Here is a 14,020-nt window from a genome sequence, read left to right as displayed (position 1 = left end):
CTATCGTACATATCGGGCGCTACTTGTCGCCGCGCTCGATCTCGCTGATGCCCTTCTTGTCGCGGATGCCGGTGTCGTCGCCGGTCAGCTCGATGAGGCGGTCGATGGCGGTGCGCGCGTACATCTGCTGGCGGGTGGACACCAGCTGGTAGCGGTCGCGGGTGAGCACGTTGAGGCCCCAGCTGATCACGGAGACCAGGCGGTTGCGGAAACCGACCAGGAACATCAGGTGCACGGCCAGCCACAGGACCCAGCCCAGGAAGCCGGTGACCTCGACCTTGCCCATCTTCACCACGGCGGCGAAGCGGGAGACGGTGGCCATGGAGCCCTTGTCGAAGTACTCGAACGGCGCACGCTCGGGCTGCTCGTCGACGGTGCCGCCCTCGGTCTCGGAGGTGATCAGGCCGGCGGCGTACTCGCCGCCCTGGATGGCCACCTGCGCGACGCCCGGCAGGCCGTCGAGGGCCATCATGTCGCCGACGACGAAGACGTTCTTGTGCTCGCCGACGGACAGGTCCGGGTTGACCGGCACGCGGCCGGCGCGGTCGACCTCGATGCCGCACTGGTCGGCGATCATCTTGCCCAGCGGGGACGCGGACACGCCGGCGGACCAGATCTTGCAGTAGGACGGGATGGTCTCCACGGAGCCGTCCTCGGCGTTCTTGTACGTCACGCCGTGCTCGTTGACGTCGGTGACCATGGCGTTGAGCTTGACGCTCACGCCGAGCTTCTCCAGCTGCTTCTGGGCGTTGCGGCCCAGGCGCTTGCCGAACGGCGGCAGCACCTGCGGTGCGCCGTCGAGCAGGATGACTCGCGCGGCGTGCGGGTTGTAGCTGCGGTAGGACGACTTGAGCGTGCGGTTGGACAGCTCGGCGAGCTGGCCGGCCAGCTCCACGCCGGTCGGGCCGGCGCCGACGACGACGAAGGTGAGCAGGCGCTCGCGCTCGGCGGGGTCGTTGGCCAGCTCGGCGTGCTCGAAGGACGCGATGATGCGCGACCGGATCTCCAGGGCATCGTCGATGGTCTTCATGCCCGGGGCGTACTTGGCGAAGTGATCGTTGCCGAAGTAGCCCTGGCCCGCGCCGGCAGCGACGAGCAGGTAGTCGTAGTCCCACGCCTGGACGCGGTCGCCCAGCTTCGAGGTCACGGTCTGCGCGTCGACGTCGATGTCGGTGACCTCGCCCTTGACCACGCGGATGTTCTGGTCGCCGTCGAAGATCTGGCGCGTCGGCGGCGCGATCTCGCCGGACGACAGGATGCCGGTGGCCACCTGGTACAGCAGCGGCTGGAACAGGTGGTGGTTCGTACGGTCGATGAGGGTGACGTCGACGTTTTCGTCCTTGAGCTTCCGGGCGGCGAAGAGGCCACCGAAACCCGAACCGACGATGACGACGTGCGGTCGTCCCGTACGAGGACGGTAGGGCGTCTCGGTCATGAAAAAACTCCTCGAAATTCGTACATCGGTTGGGGGTACCGGGCCATGATAGTGGTTGCGGTGCGCCGCCGCCTATTTGGCGGCGTCCACCGGTAGCCTGGCCCGCATGGCCGAAAACGAGGGGAGGAACGCAGCGATGCCCGTCGAGCGTTTCTCCGTCGACCCCGAGCGCTGGCCCGGGGTTGCCCGGGTGCCGGATGGCCCGCTGCTGTCCAAGCGCGCCGACCTGGCGCGGAAGTCCTTCGGGCGCGCCTGCAACCGCTTCGGGGTGGAGATCGACGGCCCGGGGTCGGCGACGATCGGCATCCGCGATCCGGAGGCCATGTTCCGCCGCATCGCGGAGGCCGATTGGGTCGGTTTCGGCGAGTCGTATTTGGCGGGCGAGTGGGAGTCGGACACGTTGCCCCGGACCCTTGCGGCGCTTTTCGACGCCGGCCTGGACGTCGGTGCGGAGGGCCGCGTCGGCAGGGGCCTGCGCAAGCTCTCCGGTGGCCGGCCCACGCCGCGCGCGACGGGCCCGGGCGGGGAGCTGCCGGCGTCGCTGATCGAGCTGTTCGCGGGCCCGTCGCTGACTGGTGGTTCGGCGCTGTTCGCGTCGGGCGCCCGGACGACGTCGCTGGAGGAGTTCCCCAATCAGGCGTCGGGCGCGGGCCGCGGCGGCGTGCCGGGCACGTGGAGCGTCGACGTCACGCGCGTGGCCGATCCGGAGGGCGTCATCCGCGCCGATTTGCCGGAGGCGCAGGCGCGGCGGGTGGAGCGCATGCTCGATTTGGCGCGCGTCCGTGCCGGGGATCGCGTGCTCGAGTGGCCCTCGTCGGGCGGTGAGCTGGCGTTGCGCGCCGCCGATCGCGGCGCCTCGGCCGACGTGCTGGCCATTTCGGACGATCACGCCGAGGTCGTCGGAAAGCGTGCCGACGACGCGGGGCTGTCCGGCCCCGTCCGCATCCTGCGGGCCGACCGGGTGATCCCGTCGCCGCGGGACTTCGACGGGGACTACGAGGCGATCTTCAACGTCGAGCGGTTGGAGACCTTCGGCCCCGACGGCATCCGCCGGTGGCTGCGCGGCGCCGAACGCGTCCTGGCCGACCGCGGCACCATCGTCGTGCAGATGTGCGTGGCCACGGAGCGTTTCGACGACGCCGCCGGCTCCGCCCTGGACCTCGTGCGGTCCTACGTCTGGCCGGCGCTGCATTACCCGTCCATGGACGAGCTGCGGCGCATCGTCGACCGGGACACCGGGCTGCGGATCGTCTCCGAGACGCACCTGCCCGGCCACCACGAGCGCACGCTGGCACTGTGGCGGGAACTGTTCGCAGTCCACTCGCGCGAGGCAGCCGGGCTCGGCTACGACCGCGTCTACCGCAGGCTGTGGGACCTCCACCTGGCGGTGCAGCAGGCGCTGGTCGCGTCCGGCCGCACCGACCTGGCGCAGATCGAGCTGATGGGCAGGCCCCGCAAGCGGCGCTAGAGGCTGGTCAGGTCGATGTGACGGGTCTCCCGCATGATCAGGATGGCCACCAGCGACAGCACCGACGCCAGCGTCAGGTAGATGCCCACGGCGGAGACGCCGAAGGCCGCGACCAGGGCCGTGGCTATGAACGGCGCAACGGCCGCACCGAGGATCGACGACACGTTGTAGGAGATGCCCGACCCCGTGTAGCGCACGTTGGTGGGGAACAGCTCCGGCAGGACCGCCGACATCGGGCCGAAGACCAGGCCCATGAGGAACATGCCGATGGTCAGGAACACCAGCACCGAGTTCTTCGTCGCCGTCGCCGGGTCGAGGAACAGGCTGAAGGTCAGGCCGAAGATGATCAGGCCGACCGACACGACGGTGAGCAGGCGGCGGCGGCCGAAGGCGTCGCCGAGCTTGCCGGACAGCGGCACCGCGACGATGAACGCGAAGATCGAGATCAGCTGCAGGGCCAGGAACTCCGTGTAGGGGATGCCCAGGCCCAGGCCCAGATCGCGGCGGCCGATGCCGTAGGACAGCACCCACGTGGTGACCAGGTAGAACAGCGTGTAGCACGAGATCATGATCGCGGTGCCCAGGATCATCGGGCGCCACGACGTGCGGAACGCCTCCTTCGCCGGCGACTGCACCTTCTGGCCGCGGGCGACCGCGTGCTGGAACACCGGGGTCTCCTCGAGCTTCAGGCGCATCCACAGGCCCAGGATCACCATGACGGCGCTGAGCAGGAACGGCAGGCGCCAGCCCCACTCCATGAACGGGCCCTGCGTATCGCCGTTGGTGTGGCCGAGCACCGTGACGATGATCAGGAACAGGCCATTGGCGAACAGGAAGCCCAGCGGGGCGCCGAGCTGGGGCCACATCGCGGCCCAGCCGCGCTTGCCCTCTTCGGCGGTCTCGGTGGCCAGCAGCGCGGCGCCGGACCACTCGCCGCCCAGGCCCAGGCCCTGGCAGAAGCGCATGACGGCCAGCAGCGCCGGGGCGACGATGCCCGCCTGCGCGTACGTCGGCAGCAGGCCGATGAGGAAGGTGGCGATGCCCATCGTCAGCAGCGAGGCGACCAGCGTCGCCTTGCGGCCGATGACGTCGCCGAAGTGGCCGAACAGCAGCGAGCCCAGCGGGCGCGCCACGAAAGCCAGGCCGAACGTCGCGAACGAGCTGAGCAGGCCGATCGTCGGATCTTCGGCGGCGGGGAAGAAGAGGAAGGGGAACACCGCCACCGCGGCGGTGGCGTAGATGTAGAAATCGTAGAACTCGATCGTCGTGCCGACGAGGGAGGAGAAGATGATCCGGCGCTTCTGCTTCGGATCGGTGACGCCCGCGACCGCGTGGGTGTCGGAGGCTGCGGAAGCTCCAGTGGCTGCAGCTGCTCCGGTGGCGGTCGTGGTGACGGGGGCGTCGGCGGCGTGGTCGCCGTGGTTCATGTGCGGTTGTCCTAGATATGTGGGCGCGGCCGATCCGTGTGGGATCTGCGTGCGCGACGTCGCGGCGGCTCCGGTGCGGCGGGGTGTGCCGTATGCGGTGCGGCCGGATTGCTCGGGTTCGCCGACCCGGTAACAGTAGTGCGGCGAAGATGGGGGAGACAAGCGCGGCGAACAAGTTTCGTCGTAAAGCGGACCGTGCCCGGGAAACCGGGATAACCTCGGCACATGGACACCACCGCGGAGAAAAGCACGCAGCAACCGCTCATCGTCGTCGGCGCGGGCCTGGCCGGCCTCGTCGCGGCGTACGAGGCGCAGCGCACCGGCCGGAAGGTCATCATCGTCGACCAGGAGAACGAGGCCAACATCGGCGGCCAGGCGTTCTGGTCGCTGGGCGGCATTTTCCTCATCGACTCGCCGGAGCAGCGGCGCCTGAAGGTGAAGGATTCCCGCGAGCTGGCCAAGTCCGATTGGTTCGGCTCCGCCGGCTTCGACCGTGCCGAGGACCACTGGCCGGGGAAGTGGGCCGAGGCCTACCTCGACTTCGCCGCCGGCGAGAAGCGCAGCTACCTGCGCAATCTCGGCGTGAAGTTCGTGCCGGTCGTGGGCTGGGCCGAGCGAGGCGACGGGTCCGCCGACGGCCACGGCAACTCCGTGCCGCGCTTCCACCTGACCTGGGGCACCGGCCCGGAGATCGTCCGCGTCTTCGCCGAGCCGCTCAGGGCCGCCGCCAACGAGGGCCGCGTGGAGTTCCACCACCGCCACCGCGTCGACGAGATCATCATGGAGGACGGTCGGGCCGTGGGCGTGCGCGGCCGCATCCTCGTGCCGTGCGACGACCTCGAGCGCGGCGTCGCCTCCCCGCGGGAGGAGGCCGGCGAGACCTTCGAGATTCGCGGCGGCGCCGTGCTCATCTCGACCGGCGGCGTCGGCGGCAACCTCGAGGCGGTGCGCCGCTGCTGGCCCGAGGACCGCCTCGGCGCGATGCCCGACGACATGGTGGTCGGCGTGCCCGCCCACGTCGACGGCCGCGGCATCGACATCGCGGGGGAGGCCGGCGCCCACCTGATCAACCGCGACCGCATGTGGCACTACACCGAGGGCATGGCCAATTGGGATCCGATCTGGCCCGATCACGGCATCCGCATCATCCCCGGCCCGTCGTCGCTGTGGTTCGACGCGGAGGGCAATCGCCTGCCGGCGCCGCTGATCCCGGGCGCGGACACCGTGGCGACGATGAAGCACATCCTGTCCACCGGCCACGGCTATTCGTGGTTCGTGCTCAACGGGTCGATCGTGGCCAAGGAGTTCCTGTTCTCCGGGTCGGAGCAGAATCCGGACCTGACGGACAAGGAGGTGAAGAAGCTCGTGGGCAAGGTCACCTTGGGCATCCCCGAGCCGGTGCGCAAGTTCATGGACAACGGCGAGGATTGGGTCATCGCCGACACTCTCGAGGAGCTCGTCGCGGGCATGAACCGCGTGGCGGGCGTTCCGGAGGCGGAGGTCGGGGAGGGCGCCGATCAAGCTTTTTCGCTTGACGACGACCCGGCGCCCGCACCGTCCGCCCCCGAGCCCGGGTCCGGTGACGTGCCGGTCCTCGACGTCGAGCACCTGCGCCAGCAGATCGAGGCGCGCGACCGGCAGACGGCCAATGCGTTCTCGAAGGACTACCAGGTCAATTACGTGCACGTGGCGCGGAAGTTCCTCGGCGACAAAATCGTGCGGTCCGTGCCGCCGAAGCCGATCCTTGATCCGGGCGAGGGCCCGCTGATCGCCGTGCGCCTGCGGATGCTCACGCGCAAGACGCTCGGCGGCATCGAGACCGACCTCGACGGCCGCGTGCTGCGCCCCGACGGCGAGGCGATCGAGGGGCTGTTCGCCGCCGGCGAAGCTTCCGGATTCGGCGGTGGCGGCATGCACGGCAACAACGCGCTGGAGGGCACGTTCCTCGGCGGCTGCATCTTCAGCGGTTTGCGCGCCGGCCGCGGCATGGCCGGCGTCGCCGAGCCGCTGGGATAGACCGCCGAGGGCCGAGTCGGTGGGATAGTCCGTGGCCCGTGGCCGCGTGGCAGTGGGCGGGCCGCTGGACACCGGAGGGATGGCCGCGCGGCACCGCAGCCCCGCGGCCGCTTCCAGAAAGACGCCGAGTGGGCAGAAAGAGCTGGTCAGCAACATCTTTCTGCCCACCCGACGTCTATTTGGGGTGGAGGCGGGAGCTGAGCGCTGTGATCCCCGCAGATACCTACGTTTCGGCCAGATACTCACGTTCAAACGTAGGTTTCTGGCCGGAACGTGCGTATCTGGCGGGGCAGTCCAGTGAAGTCGGGGTTCGGCAGCGGGATCTTGGGCGAAGTCGGGGTTCGGCAGCGGGATTTCGGGTGAAGTCGGGGTGTGGCGGCGGGATCTCGGGTGAAGTCGGGGTGTGGCGTCGGCGGTGAACGACGGCGACATATTCAACAATGCCCCGATCTGACCGGGCTTCACGAGCCAGATCGGGGCGCAATTGAAGATGTGGGCCCCCGAGTAGACCCAATCGCGCTACGGGGCGCTGGGCGTATCCGTGTCGCCGGCGCCGCGCAGCGGGGATCCGCTGACGTGGAACTGATGGCCGGACATGGTCCCGGACAGCAGCGGCATGGCCTCGGCGATGGCGGAGCGCACGGATTCCAGCTGCAGCGATGCCTGGTGCGCCTCCGCCGACACCCACAGTTCCGAGACGAACACGGTATCGGGGGCGTCATCGGCGGCGCCGACCTCATAGGAGAGACAGCCGGTGTCGGCGAGGTCGGGATTGGGCCTGGTCAAGATGGCGATGAGCTCATCGCGCTTTCCGGGCTTCGCGCCCAGCAGTCCGACGTTGGCGAAGGTCATGGGAGTCTCCTTGGTGGGGCCAGGGGGAGTGGTGCCGACCGGCGGCAGTCCAGACCAGCATCAGTCCAGGCCGAGCGAGAACGCCGCCTCGAGGTCGTGGCGGGAGTAGGCGCGGAACGCGAGCTGGGTTTCGGTGCGGATGACGCCGTCGACCTTCGAGATGCCGCCGGGGATGATCGCGGCGAGCTTCTCGTGGTCGGCCACGCGGACCATCGCGATGAGGTCCCAGTCGCCGGTGATGGAGTACACCTCGGTGACGCCGTCGATGTTGACGATGGCCTCCGCCGCCTCGGGGATCCGGTCGGCCTCGACGTCGATGTGGACGATGGCGGTGGTCAGCGACATGTGTGCTCCTCGTGCATGGTTCGTCGTGCGTGGTTGCGTGTGGGGCCGGATGTGCGTCGATTCCGTGTGCCGCCGCCCGGCCCCGTCCCCGCCGATGATACGCGGGTGGCTATGCTGACCGGCGTGAAAAAGGTGGACGGGGACGGCCGCGACTCGGCCTCGATTCGGGATAGTGCGCCGGGCATCGAGACGGCCCCGGTTCCGGACAGTGCACCGGGCATCGCGACGGCTGCAGTCCCGGACACAGCACCGGGCTTTGCGACGGGCCTGCGCCACGGCATCCCCATCGCCCTCGGATATTTCACCGTGTCCATCGCCCTGGGGCTCGCGGCGGCGGCCATCGGCTTCCCGACGCTCGGCCTGGCCGTCATGTCCGCGACCAACCTGTCGTCGTCCGGCCAGTTCGCGGGCGTCGCGGTGGTCGCCGGCGGCACGGTTCTGGAGCTGGCGCTGACGACGCTGCTGGTCAACCTGCGGTATCTGCTCATGAGCATGTCGTTGTCGCAGCGCCTCGACCCGTCCACGTCGACGCTCGGCCGCCTGGTGGTGGCCTACGGCGTCACCGACGAGATCTTCGCCGTCGAGCTCGGCCACCGGGTCGTCCGCGCGCGGTACGCGGCGGGCCTCATGGCGTTGCCGATCGTCGGCTGGACGTCCGGCACCGTCGCCGGCGCGGTCGCGGGCGAGGTGCTGCCGGCCTCTGCCGCGGGCCCGATGGGCGTGCTGCTCTACGCCATGTTCACCGCGACCGTCGTCCCGGCGCTGAAGCGTTCGCGCCCCATCGCCATCGTGGCGGGCATCGCGGCCGTGGTCAGCGCGCTGATCTACTACGTTCCGGCGACGGCGGGCATGCAGGCGGGCTGGCGGATCATCGTCGCCACGGTGATCGCCTCGGCCGCGGGGGCGTGGCTGTTCCCGCAGGGCATCTCGCGTGACGACGGCCCCTCGTCCGCCCCTACCCACGGGCACCCCGGGGGACACCAGCGCGACAAAACCCGCGACGCGACCCGCGACGAGACCCGCGACGAGACCCGCGACGCGGAGGTGCGGCGATGATCGCGCCGTGGTTGGCGGTGGCCGTCATGTTCGCGGTGACCTACGCCCTCCGGGCGGTGCCGCTGCTGCTCGTGCGCGGTGAGCTGCACAATCGGCGGCTGCGCACGTTCCTCGAGTTCACGCCGTATGCGGTGCTCACGGCGATGACGCTGCCCGCGGTCATCCACGCCACCGAATTCTGGTGGTCGGGGGCGGCGGGCCTCGCCGCGGCGGTAGTGCTGGCGTGGCGGGGGATGTCGCTGATGCCCGTGGCCATCGGGGCGGCGGCGACCGTGTGGATCGTCGAGATGGCCTCCGCGATCGCCTGATCCCCGGGCGCGCGCCTGCATGATCCGGCATTCGCGGGTACAAACGGTGACATGGCTAACACTGCGTTCAAGGGAAACCCCGTCCACCTGTCCGGCAACCTGCCCGCCGATGGCGAGAAGGCCCCCGCCTTCACCCTCGTGGGCACCGACCTCGCGGACGTCAACTCCGCTGACCTGGTCGGCAAGCGCCTCGTGCTCAACATCTTCCCGTCGGTCGACACCGGCGTCTGCGCCGCCTCCGTGCGCCGCTTCAACGAGCTCGCCGCCGACCTCGGCGAGACCGTCGTGGTCAACGTCTCCCGCGACCTTCCGTTCGCTCTCGACCGTTTCTGCGGCGCGGAGGGCATCGAGAACGTCTCGGCCGCCTCCGATTTCCGCCACGGTTTCGGCGAGGCCTACGGCGTGGTCCAGCAGGACGGCCCGCTGGAGGGTCTGCTGGCGCGCGCGGTCGTCGTCCTCGATTCCGACGGCACGGTCGTCTACACCCAGCTCGTCGACGAGATCACCGAGGAGCCGGACTACGACTCGGCGCTGGCCGCCCTGAAGTAGGCCCCTCCCGCTCCACCGCAGCCCGTCCACCGCGTTTACCGTGGTGGGCGGGTTTTCGCGTGCCCGATGCAGGGGGTGTGGGCGGGCCGTCGCAAAGCAATCGGTTGAGATTCGGCGATGAAACCGCCGTGGCGTTACTTAATGGAAACCGAGACTGGTTAAGGTCACCTGTGACGGAGAATACGAACCAGCGTCGCCCGCGACCCGGGGGCGCATGACGAAAGGAGGTGCGGATGTCCGCGAACATGGTTGGATTCGCCCTGCTGCTGCTGGCGATGATGCTGTTCATCGGCAAGGTGATGCGAATCCGGATCAAGGTGACGCAGAAGCTGTTCCTGCCCGCATCGATCATGGGCGGTTTCCTCGCCCTGCTGCTAGGCCCCGAAGTCCTGGGCCGGCTCGGCGGTGCCATCGGCGGCGACGTCGGCGCATTCATGGACAAGGGCGGCGTCTTCGGCGAGCAGGTGCTCGACGTGTGGTCGACGCTGCCGGGCCTGTTGATTTCGGTGGTCTTCGCCACGCTGTTCCTGGGTCAGAAGCTGCCCGGGCCGAAGTCCGTGTACAACCTTGCCGGGCCGCAGCTGGCCGTCGGCGTGGCGTTCGCATCGGGCCAGTACGTCGTCGGCCTGCTGCTGGCGGTCGCCGTGCTGGTGCCGCTGTTCGGCATGACGCCCATGGCCGGCGCGCTGATCGAAATCGGCTTCGAGGGCGGCCACGGCACCGCCGCCGGCATGATCCCCGTGTTCGAGGACCTCGGCTGGTCCGAGGGCGCCGACCTGGCCATCGCGGTGGCCACCGTCGGCCTGGTCGGCGGCATCGTCATCGGCGTCGGCGTGATCAACTGGGCCATCCGCACGGGCCGCACCGAGGTCGTCACCGAGGTCAAGGACCGCTCCATCGCGGAGCAGCGCGGCCTGTTCCGCAAGGACGAGCAGTACACGGCAGGCAACCTGACGTCGCGCCCGTCGTCGATCGAGCCGCTGTCGCTGCACGTCGCGTTCGTGGCCATCGCCATCCTCATCGGCGTGATCCTGCTGGAGGGCATCCAGTGGATCGAGCAGATGCTGTGGGCCGACACCGTGGAGCTGCTGGCGTACGTGCCGCTGTTCCCGCTGGCCATGATCGGCGGCATCATCCTGCAGCTGGGCCTGAACAAGATCGGCTACGGCCACCTCATCGACTCGGGCATCATGCTGCGCATCCAGGGTCTGGCGCTGGACCTGCTCATCGTGGCGGCCCTGGCGACGATTTCGCTGCAGGCCATCGCGGACAACATGGTTCCGTTCCTGCTGCTGTGCGTGGCGGGCATCGTGATCAACGTGTTCCTGCTGCTGTGGATGGTCCCGCGCACGATCCCGTCGTTCTGGTTGGAGCGTGGCATCGGCGACTTCGGCCAGTCGATGGGCGTGACGGCCACTGGCCTGATCCTCATGCGCATCGTCGACCCGGAGGGCAAGTCCCCGGCGTTCGAGGCCTTCGGCTACAAGCAGCTGGTGTTCGAGCCGTTCTTCGGAGGTGGCCTGATCACGGCGCTGTCGGTGCCGATCATCTTCCAGTTCGGCCCGTATCCGCTGCTCGCGGCGATGTCGGTGCTGTTCGTGGCGTCCCTGGCCTGGGGCCTGCTGTACTGGGGCAAGAAGAAGGGCGACCCGCACGTGGACCAGCTGCTCAAGCAGAAGGAAGAGTCGTCCGACGGCGCTCCCGACCCCGTGTAGCCGGGCAGCTCCCGCTTCGGCAGGGGGTTGCTTGACGACGAACCGGCCCGCACATCATCCGATGTGCGGGCCGGTTTTTCCGTGCCGGTGGAGGGGCCGCCGCCCGGCCTACTTGGCCGTGGCCTCGCGGACCTCGCCGACCAGCTCCTCGAGGACGTCCTCGAAGGCGATGATGCCGGCGTAGGAGTGGTCGTCCCCGGCGATGGTGGCCCCGGCCGACGTGCCGGCCGCCTTGTTGGTACCGCCGGCTGCACCGGCTGCACCGGCCTTGCCCGGCTCGACCGGGCCGAGGACCTCGGCCTGCTCGACCAGCGCGAAGTGCGTCTGGTCGCGCTGCATGGCGCGCATGACCACCTGCAGCTTCTCGTCGGAGCGGATGCGCGAGGGCTCGCGGATGAGCATCTCGGGCATCGGCTCGTCACGGACCTCGGCGGGCAGGCGAATGGCGTCCTTGACGTGGACGTAGCCCACGCACGCGCCGCCGTCCAGCACCGGGTAGCGGGAGAAGCCCGTGTCGGCGCACAGCGCCTCCAGCTCCGCCGGGGTGACCTCGCGCGACACCGTGACCAGCGTGTCGGGGGAGAGCATCACGTCGGATGCGGTGAGCCGCTCGAAGGTGAGGGCGCCCTGGAGGAGGGAGATCTCGTCGTCGTCAAGCAAGCCCTGCCGCCCGGACTCCGCGACGAAGTCCTGGACCTGTGCGGAGGTGAAGGCCGAGTCGACCTCGTCCTTCGGCGTGGCCTTGAACATCTTGCGGACCAAGAAGTTGGCGGTGGTGTTCATCAGCGCGATGAAGGGGCGCATGACCAGCACGAACACATGCAGGGGCAGCGCGATGATGGACGCGGTGGCCGGCGGCTTGGCGATGGCGATGTTCTTGGGCACCATCTCGCCGAGGACCATGTGCAGGAACGTCACGATCAGCAGCGCGATGACCAGGGCGATCGGGTGGACCAGGCCCTCGGGCACGCCCCACTCGCGGAACGGTCCCTCCATCAGGTGCGCGATGGCCGGCTCGCCGACCGAGCCGATGATCAGCGAACACGCGGTGATGCCCAGCTGCGTGGCGGCGAGCTGGACGGAGACGTCCTCGATGCCGCGCAGGGCGTACTTGGCGCCGGGCCTGCCGGCCAGGGCCATCGGCTCGACCTGGTCGCGGCGGGCCGAGACCATGGCGAATTCCGCGGCGACGAAGAAGGCGTTGAGGGCCAGCATGGCCACGAGGATGGCGATTGCCATGGAGGTGCTCATCGGTCGTCATCCTTTCGTTCGTCGGCGCGGGCTTCGGCGGCGGCGACGGCCTCCTGCGCCATGGCCACGCTCACGCGGACGCGGCCGATGCGGCGGCGGGCCATCTTCTGCACCCGCAGCTCGACGTCGGCTTCGGTGGGCAGGTCATCGTCGTCGCGGTGGACGTGGTCGAGGGCCTTGAGGTGCACGACGTCGCCGACGTGCGGCATGCGGTCGAGCTTTTCGGTGATCAGGCCGCCGATGGTGTCGGACTCCTCGCCCTCCGGCACGTCGAGGTCGAGCAGGTCGCCGAGCTCGTCGGGGCGCATCAGGCCGGAGACGAGGACGGTCGAGTCGTCGACGCGGTGGTGGTCGCGGGACTCCTCGTCCTGCTCGTCGTCGATTTCGCCGACGATCTCCTCCACGAGGTCCTCGAGGGTGACGATGCCCGCGGTGCCGCCATATTCATCGACGACGACCGCGAACTGGGTCGGCGTCTCGCGCAATTCGCGCATGAGGGGATCGAGGGTCATCGACTCCGACACCACGTGGACCGGTTCGGCCAGGCCGGCCGCCGGGGTGGTGGCACGCTCGCCGTAGGGGACGGTCAGCAGCCGGTTGTAGTGGATGACGCCGGTGATGTCGTCGACGTTGTCGGTGAAGACGGGGAAGCGGGCGTGGCCGGTTTCGGCCACGGCGTCGAGTGCCTCGGCCACCGTCTCCTCTTCGATGAAGCGCACGCGGGGGCGCGGCGTCATGACGTCGGCGGCGGTGCGGTCGCCGAACTCGATGGAGCGGGCGACCAGCTCGGCCGTCGATCCGACGAGGGTGCCTTCGTCGCCGGAGCGCGACACCACGGCCAGGAGCTCCTCGGCGGTGCGGGCGGAGGCGAGCTCCTCCTCGGGGGTGAACCCGAGCCACTTCAGCACGCGGTTGGCGGAGCCGTTGAGGATCCACACCAGCCAGCCGAACAGGAACATGAACACGTTCTGCGGGCGCACGACCAGGTCGGCGACGCGCATCGGCTGGGCGATGGCCCAGTTCTTGGGCACGAGTTCGCCGAACACCATCTGCGTGAACGTCACCAGGATGAAGGCGCCGGTCGTCGAGATCGCCGTGACCACGCCGTCGCCGAGGCCGGTCAGGCCCAGGCCTTCGCGCAGGAGCACGCCGACGGACGGGCCGGTGAGGAAGCCGGCGACGAGGCTGGTGACGGTGATGCCCAGCTGCGCGCCGGACAGGTTCGTCGAGGTTCGGGTCAGGGCCTTGTCCACGATCGCGGCCGTCTTGTCGCCGCTCTTGATCCGCCGCCGCAGGTCATTGCGGTTGACGGTGAGGTAGGAGAACTCGACGGCCACGAACAGCGCGTTGCCCAGGATGAGCAGCAGCAGGACGACCAGGAGGGTCAGTGCTGACCAGATCATCGGCGCTCACCCCCTGCGGCGCCGATCGGGGATTCCGTCGCGGGGACGGAATCGGGACTTCGGGAGGGCTCGGCCGCGGCGGAGTCGTCGTTGGACTCCGCGGGGGCCACCTGGGTTTCGGGATGCTCGAATGGCATGGGCCGATTTTATAGGTTTGCATCGTGGGTGCACACCATCGGGGGCGGGCGTTTCGCC

General features: G+C 69.3%; 13 protein-coding genes. 6 read left to right on the top strand and 7 right to left on the bottom strand.

Annotation, left to right across the window (positions count from 1 at the left end; all coding sequences use genetic code 11):
- Positions 1-19 precede the first annotated feature (19 nt).
- Positions 20-1,435 (bottom strand): NAD(P)/FAD-dependent oxidoreductase, encoded by a 1,416-nt coding sequence (locus ACFWGD_RS08985; RefSeq protein WP_377778317.1) that lies wholly within the window; start codon positions 1,433-1,435, stop codon positions 20-22.
- A 106-nt stretch (positions 1,436-1,541) separates the two neighbouring features.
- Here ACFWGD_RS08985 and ACFWGD_RS08980 point away from each other — a divergent pair, with 106 nt between their 5' ends.
- Entirely contained in the window at positions 1,542-2,903 is a 1,362-nt protein-coding gene (locus tag ACFWGD_RS08980; RefSeq protein ID WP_377778315.1) for a class I SAM-dependent methyltransferase, read from the top strand.
- Here the strand turns inward: ACFWGD_RS08980 and ACFWGD_RS08975 are convergent.
- Complete coding sequence (locus tag ACFWGD_RS08975; RefSeq protein WP_377778314.1) at positions 2,900-4,330, bottom strand: MFS transporter; 1,431 nt, start codon at positions 4,328-4,330, stop codon at positions 2,900-2,902. The two genes, ACFWGD_RS08980 and ACFWGD_RS08975, sit on opposite strands and share 4 nt — an antisense overlap.
- Before the next feature lie 225 nt (positions 4,331-4,555).
- Here ACFWGD_RS08975 and ACFWGD_RS08970 point away from each other — a divergent pair, with 225 nt between their 5' ends.
- Entirely contained in the window at positions 4,556-6,346 is a 1,791-nt protein-coding gene (locus ACFWGD_RS08970) for an FAD-binding dehydrogenase (protein WP_377778313.1), read from the top strand.
- A 519-nt stretch (positions 6,347-6,865) separates the two neighbouring features.
- On the opposite strand, the gene ACFWGD_RS08965 is transcribed toward ACFWGD_RS08970, so the two are convergent.
- Both ACFWGD_RS08965 and ACFWGD_RS08960 read right to left on the bottom strand, forming a co-directional pair.
- Positions 6,866-7,198, bottom strand: coding sequence for a putative quinol monooxygenase (locus ACFWGD_RS08965; RefSeq protein ID WP_377778312.1), 333 nt, complete (start codon positions 7,196-7,198; stop codon positions 6,866-6,868).
- Positions 7,199-7,258: 60 nt separating this feature from the next.
- Positions 7,259-7,543: an Lrp/AsnC family transcriptional regulator gene (locus ACFWGD_RS08960; RefSeq protein ID WP_377778311.1), complete on the bottom strand. Its 285-nt coding sequence runs from the start codon at positions 7,541-7,543 to the stop codon at positions 7,259-7,261.
- A 123-nt stretch (positions 7,544-7,666) separates the two neighbouring features.
- Here ACFWGD_RS08960 and ACFWGD_RS08955 point away from each other — a divergent pair, with 123 nt between their 5' ends.
- The 4 genes from ACFWGD_RS08955 to ACFWGD_RS08940 all read left to right on the top strand — a co-directional run bounded on the left by ACFWGD_RS08955 (position 7,667) and on the right by ACFWGD_RS08940 (position 11,171).
- On the top strand, positions 7,667-8,599 hold the full coding sequence (locus tag ACFWGD_RS08955; protein WP_377778310.1) for an AzlC family ABC transporter permease: 933 nt from the start codon (positions 7,667-7,669) through the stop codon (positions 8,597-8,599).
- The gene (locus ACFWGD_RS08950; RefSeq protein ID WP_377778309.1) at positions 8,596-8,907 is read left to right on the top strand and encodes an AzlD domain-containing protein; all 312 of its coding nucleotides are present in this window, start codon (positions 8,596-8,598) and stop codon (positions 8,905-8,907) included. Before ACFWGD_RS08955 ends, ACFWGD_RS08950 begins: the two co-directional genes overlap by 4 nt.
- Before the next feature lie 51 nt (positions 8,908-8,958).
- Positions 8,959-9,456, top strand: a complete 498-nt coding sequence (gene tpx / locus ACFWGD_RS08945; protein WP_377778308.1) for a thiol peroxidase — start codon at positions 8,959-8,961, stop codon at positions 9,454-9,456.
- A gap of 233 nt (positions 9,457-9,689) precedes the next feature.
- Positions 9,690-11,171: a sodium/glutamate symporter gene (locus ACFWGD_RS08940; protein ID WP_377778307.1), complete on the top strand. Its 1,482-nt coding sequence runs from the start codon at positions 9,690-9,692 to the stop codon at positions 11,169-11,171.
- A gap of 108 nt (positions 11,172-11,279) precedes the next feature.
- On the opposite strand, the gene ACFWGD_RS08935 is transcribed toward ACFWGD_RS08940, so the two are convergent.
- Genes ACFWGD_RS08935 through ACFWGD_RS08925 form a run of 3 tightly spaced genes read right to left on the bottom strand, consistent with a single transcriptional unit; the run spans position 11,280 to position 13,962 of the window.
- Positions 11,280-12,422 (bottom strand): hemolysin family protein, encoded by a 1,143-nt coding sequence (locus tag ACFWGD_RS08935; protein WP_377778306.1) that lies wholly within the window; start codon positions 12,420-12,422, stop codon positions 11,280-11,282.
- Entirely contained in the window at positions 12,419-13,825 is a 1,407-nt protein-coding gene (locus tag ACFWGD_RS08930; protein ID WP_377778305.1) for a hemolysin family protein, read from the bottom strand. The genes ACFWGD_RS08935 and ACFWGD_RS08930 overlap by 4 nt, the downstream gene beginning before the upstream one ends.
- Entirely contained in the window at positions 13,822-13,962 is a 141-nt protein-coding gene (locus ACFWGD_RS08925) for a hypothetical protein (RefSeq protein ID WP_377778304.1), read from the bottom strand. Before ACFWGD_RS08925 ends, ACFWGD_RS08930 begins: the two co-directional genes overlap by 4 nt.
- Between the last annotated feature and the right edge of the window lie 58 nt (positions 13,963-14,020).

The sequence above is a fragment of the Corynebacterium sp. NPDC060344 genome, assembly GCF_042725215.1.
In the GTDB taxonomy this organism is placed as follows: domain Bacteria; phylum Actinomycetota; class Actinomycetes; order Mycobacteriales; family Mycobacteriaceae; genus Corynebacterium.
Note: the sequence above shows the minus strand (reverse complement) of the source record. Positions and strands in the feature narration are given on the sequence as shown.

Bases quoted from the DNA above. Each gene is read 5' to 3' on its own strand.
- ACFWGD_RS08925 (WP_377778304.1), bottom strand. From the start codon at position 13,962: ATGCCATTCGAGCATCCCGAAACCCAGGTGGCCCCCGCGGAGTCCAAC.
- ACFWGD_RS08980 (WP_377778315.1), top strand. From the start codon at position 1,542: ATGGCCGAAAACGAGGGGAGGAACGCAGCGATGCCCGTCGAGCGTTTC.
- tpx (WP_377778308.1), top strand. From the start codon at position 8,959: ATGGCTAACACTGCGTTCAAGGGAAACCCCGTCCACCTGTCCGGCAAC.
- ACFWGD_RS08970 (WP_377778313.1), top strand. From the start codon at position 4,556: ATGGACACCACCGCGGAGAAAAGCACGCAGCAACCGCTCATCGTCGTC.
- ACFWGD_RS08930 (WP_377778305.1), bottom strand. From the start codon at position 13,825: ATGATCTGGTCAGCACTGACCCTCCTGGTCGTCCTGCTGCTGCTCATC.
- ACFWGD_RS08940 (WP_377778307.1), top strand. From the start codon at position 9,690: ATGTCCGCGAACATGGTTGGATTCGCCCTGCTGCTGCTGGCGATGATG.
- ACFWGD_RS08975 (WP_377778314.1), bottom strand. From the start codon at position 4,330: ATGAACCACGGCGACCACGCCGCCGACGCCCCCGTCACCACGACCGCC.
- ACFWGD_RS08950 (WP_377778309.1), top strand. From the start codon at position 8,596: ATGATCGCGCCGTGGTTGGCGGTGGCCGTCATGTTCGCGGTGACCTAC.
- ACFWGD_RS08935 (WP_377778306.1), bottom strand. From the start codon at position 12,422: ATGAGCACCTCCATGGCAATCGCCATCCTCGTGGCCATGCTGGCCCTC.
- ACFWGD_RS08965 (WP_377778312.1), bottom strand. From the start codon at position 7,198: ATGACCTTCGCCAACGTCGGACTGCTGGGCGCGAAGCCCGGAAAGCGC.
- ACFWGD_RS08985 (WP_377778317.1), bottom strand. From the start codon at position 1,435: ATGACCGAGACGCCCTACCGTCCTCGTACGGGACGACCGCACGTCGTC.
- ACFWGD_RS08960 (WP_377778311.1), bottom strand. From the start codon at position 7,543: ATGTCGCTGACCACCGCCATCGTCCACATCGACGTCGAGGCCGACCGG.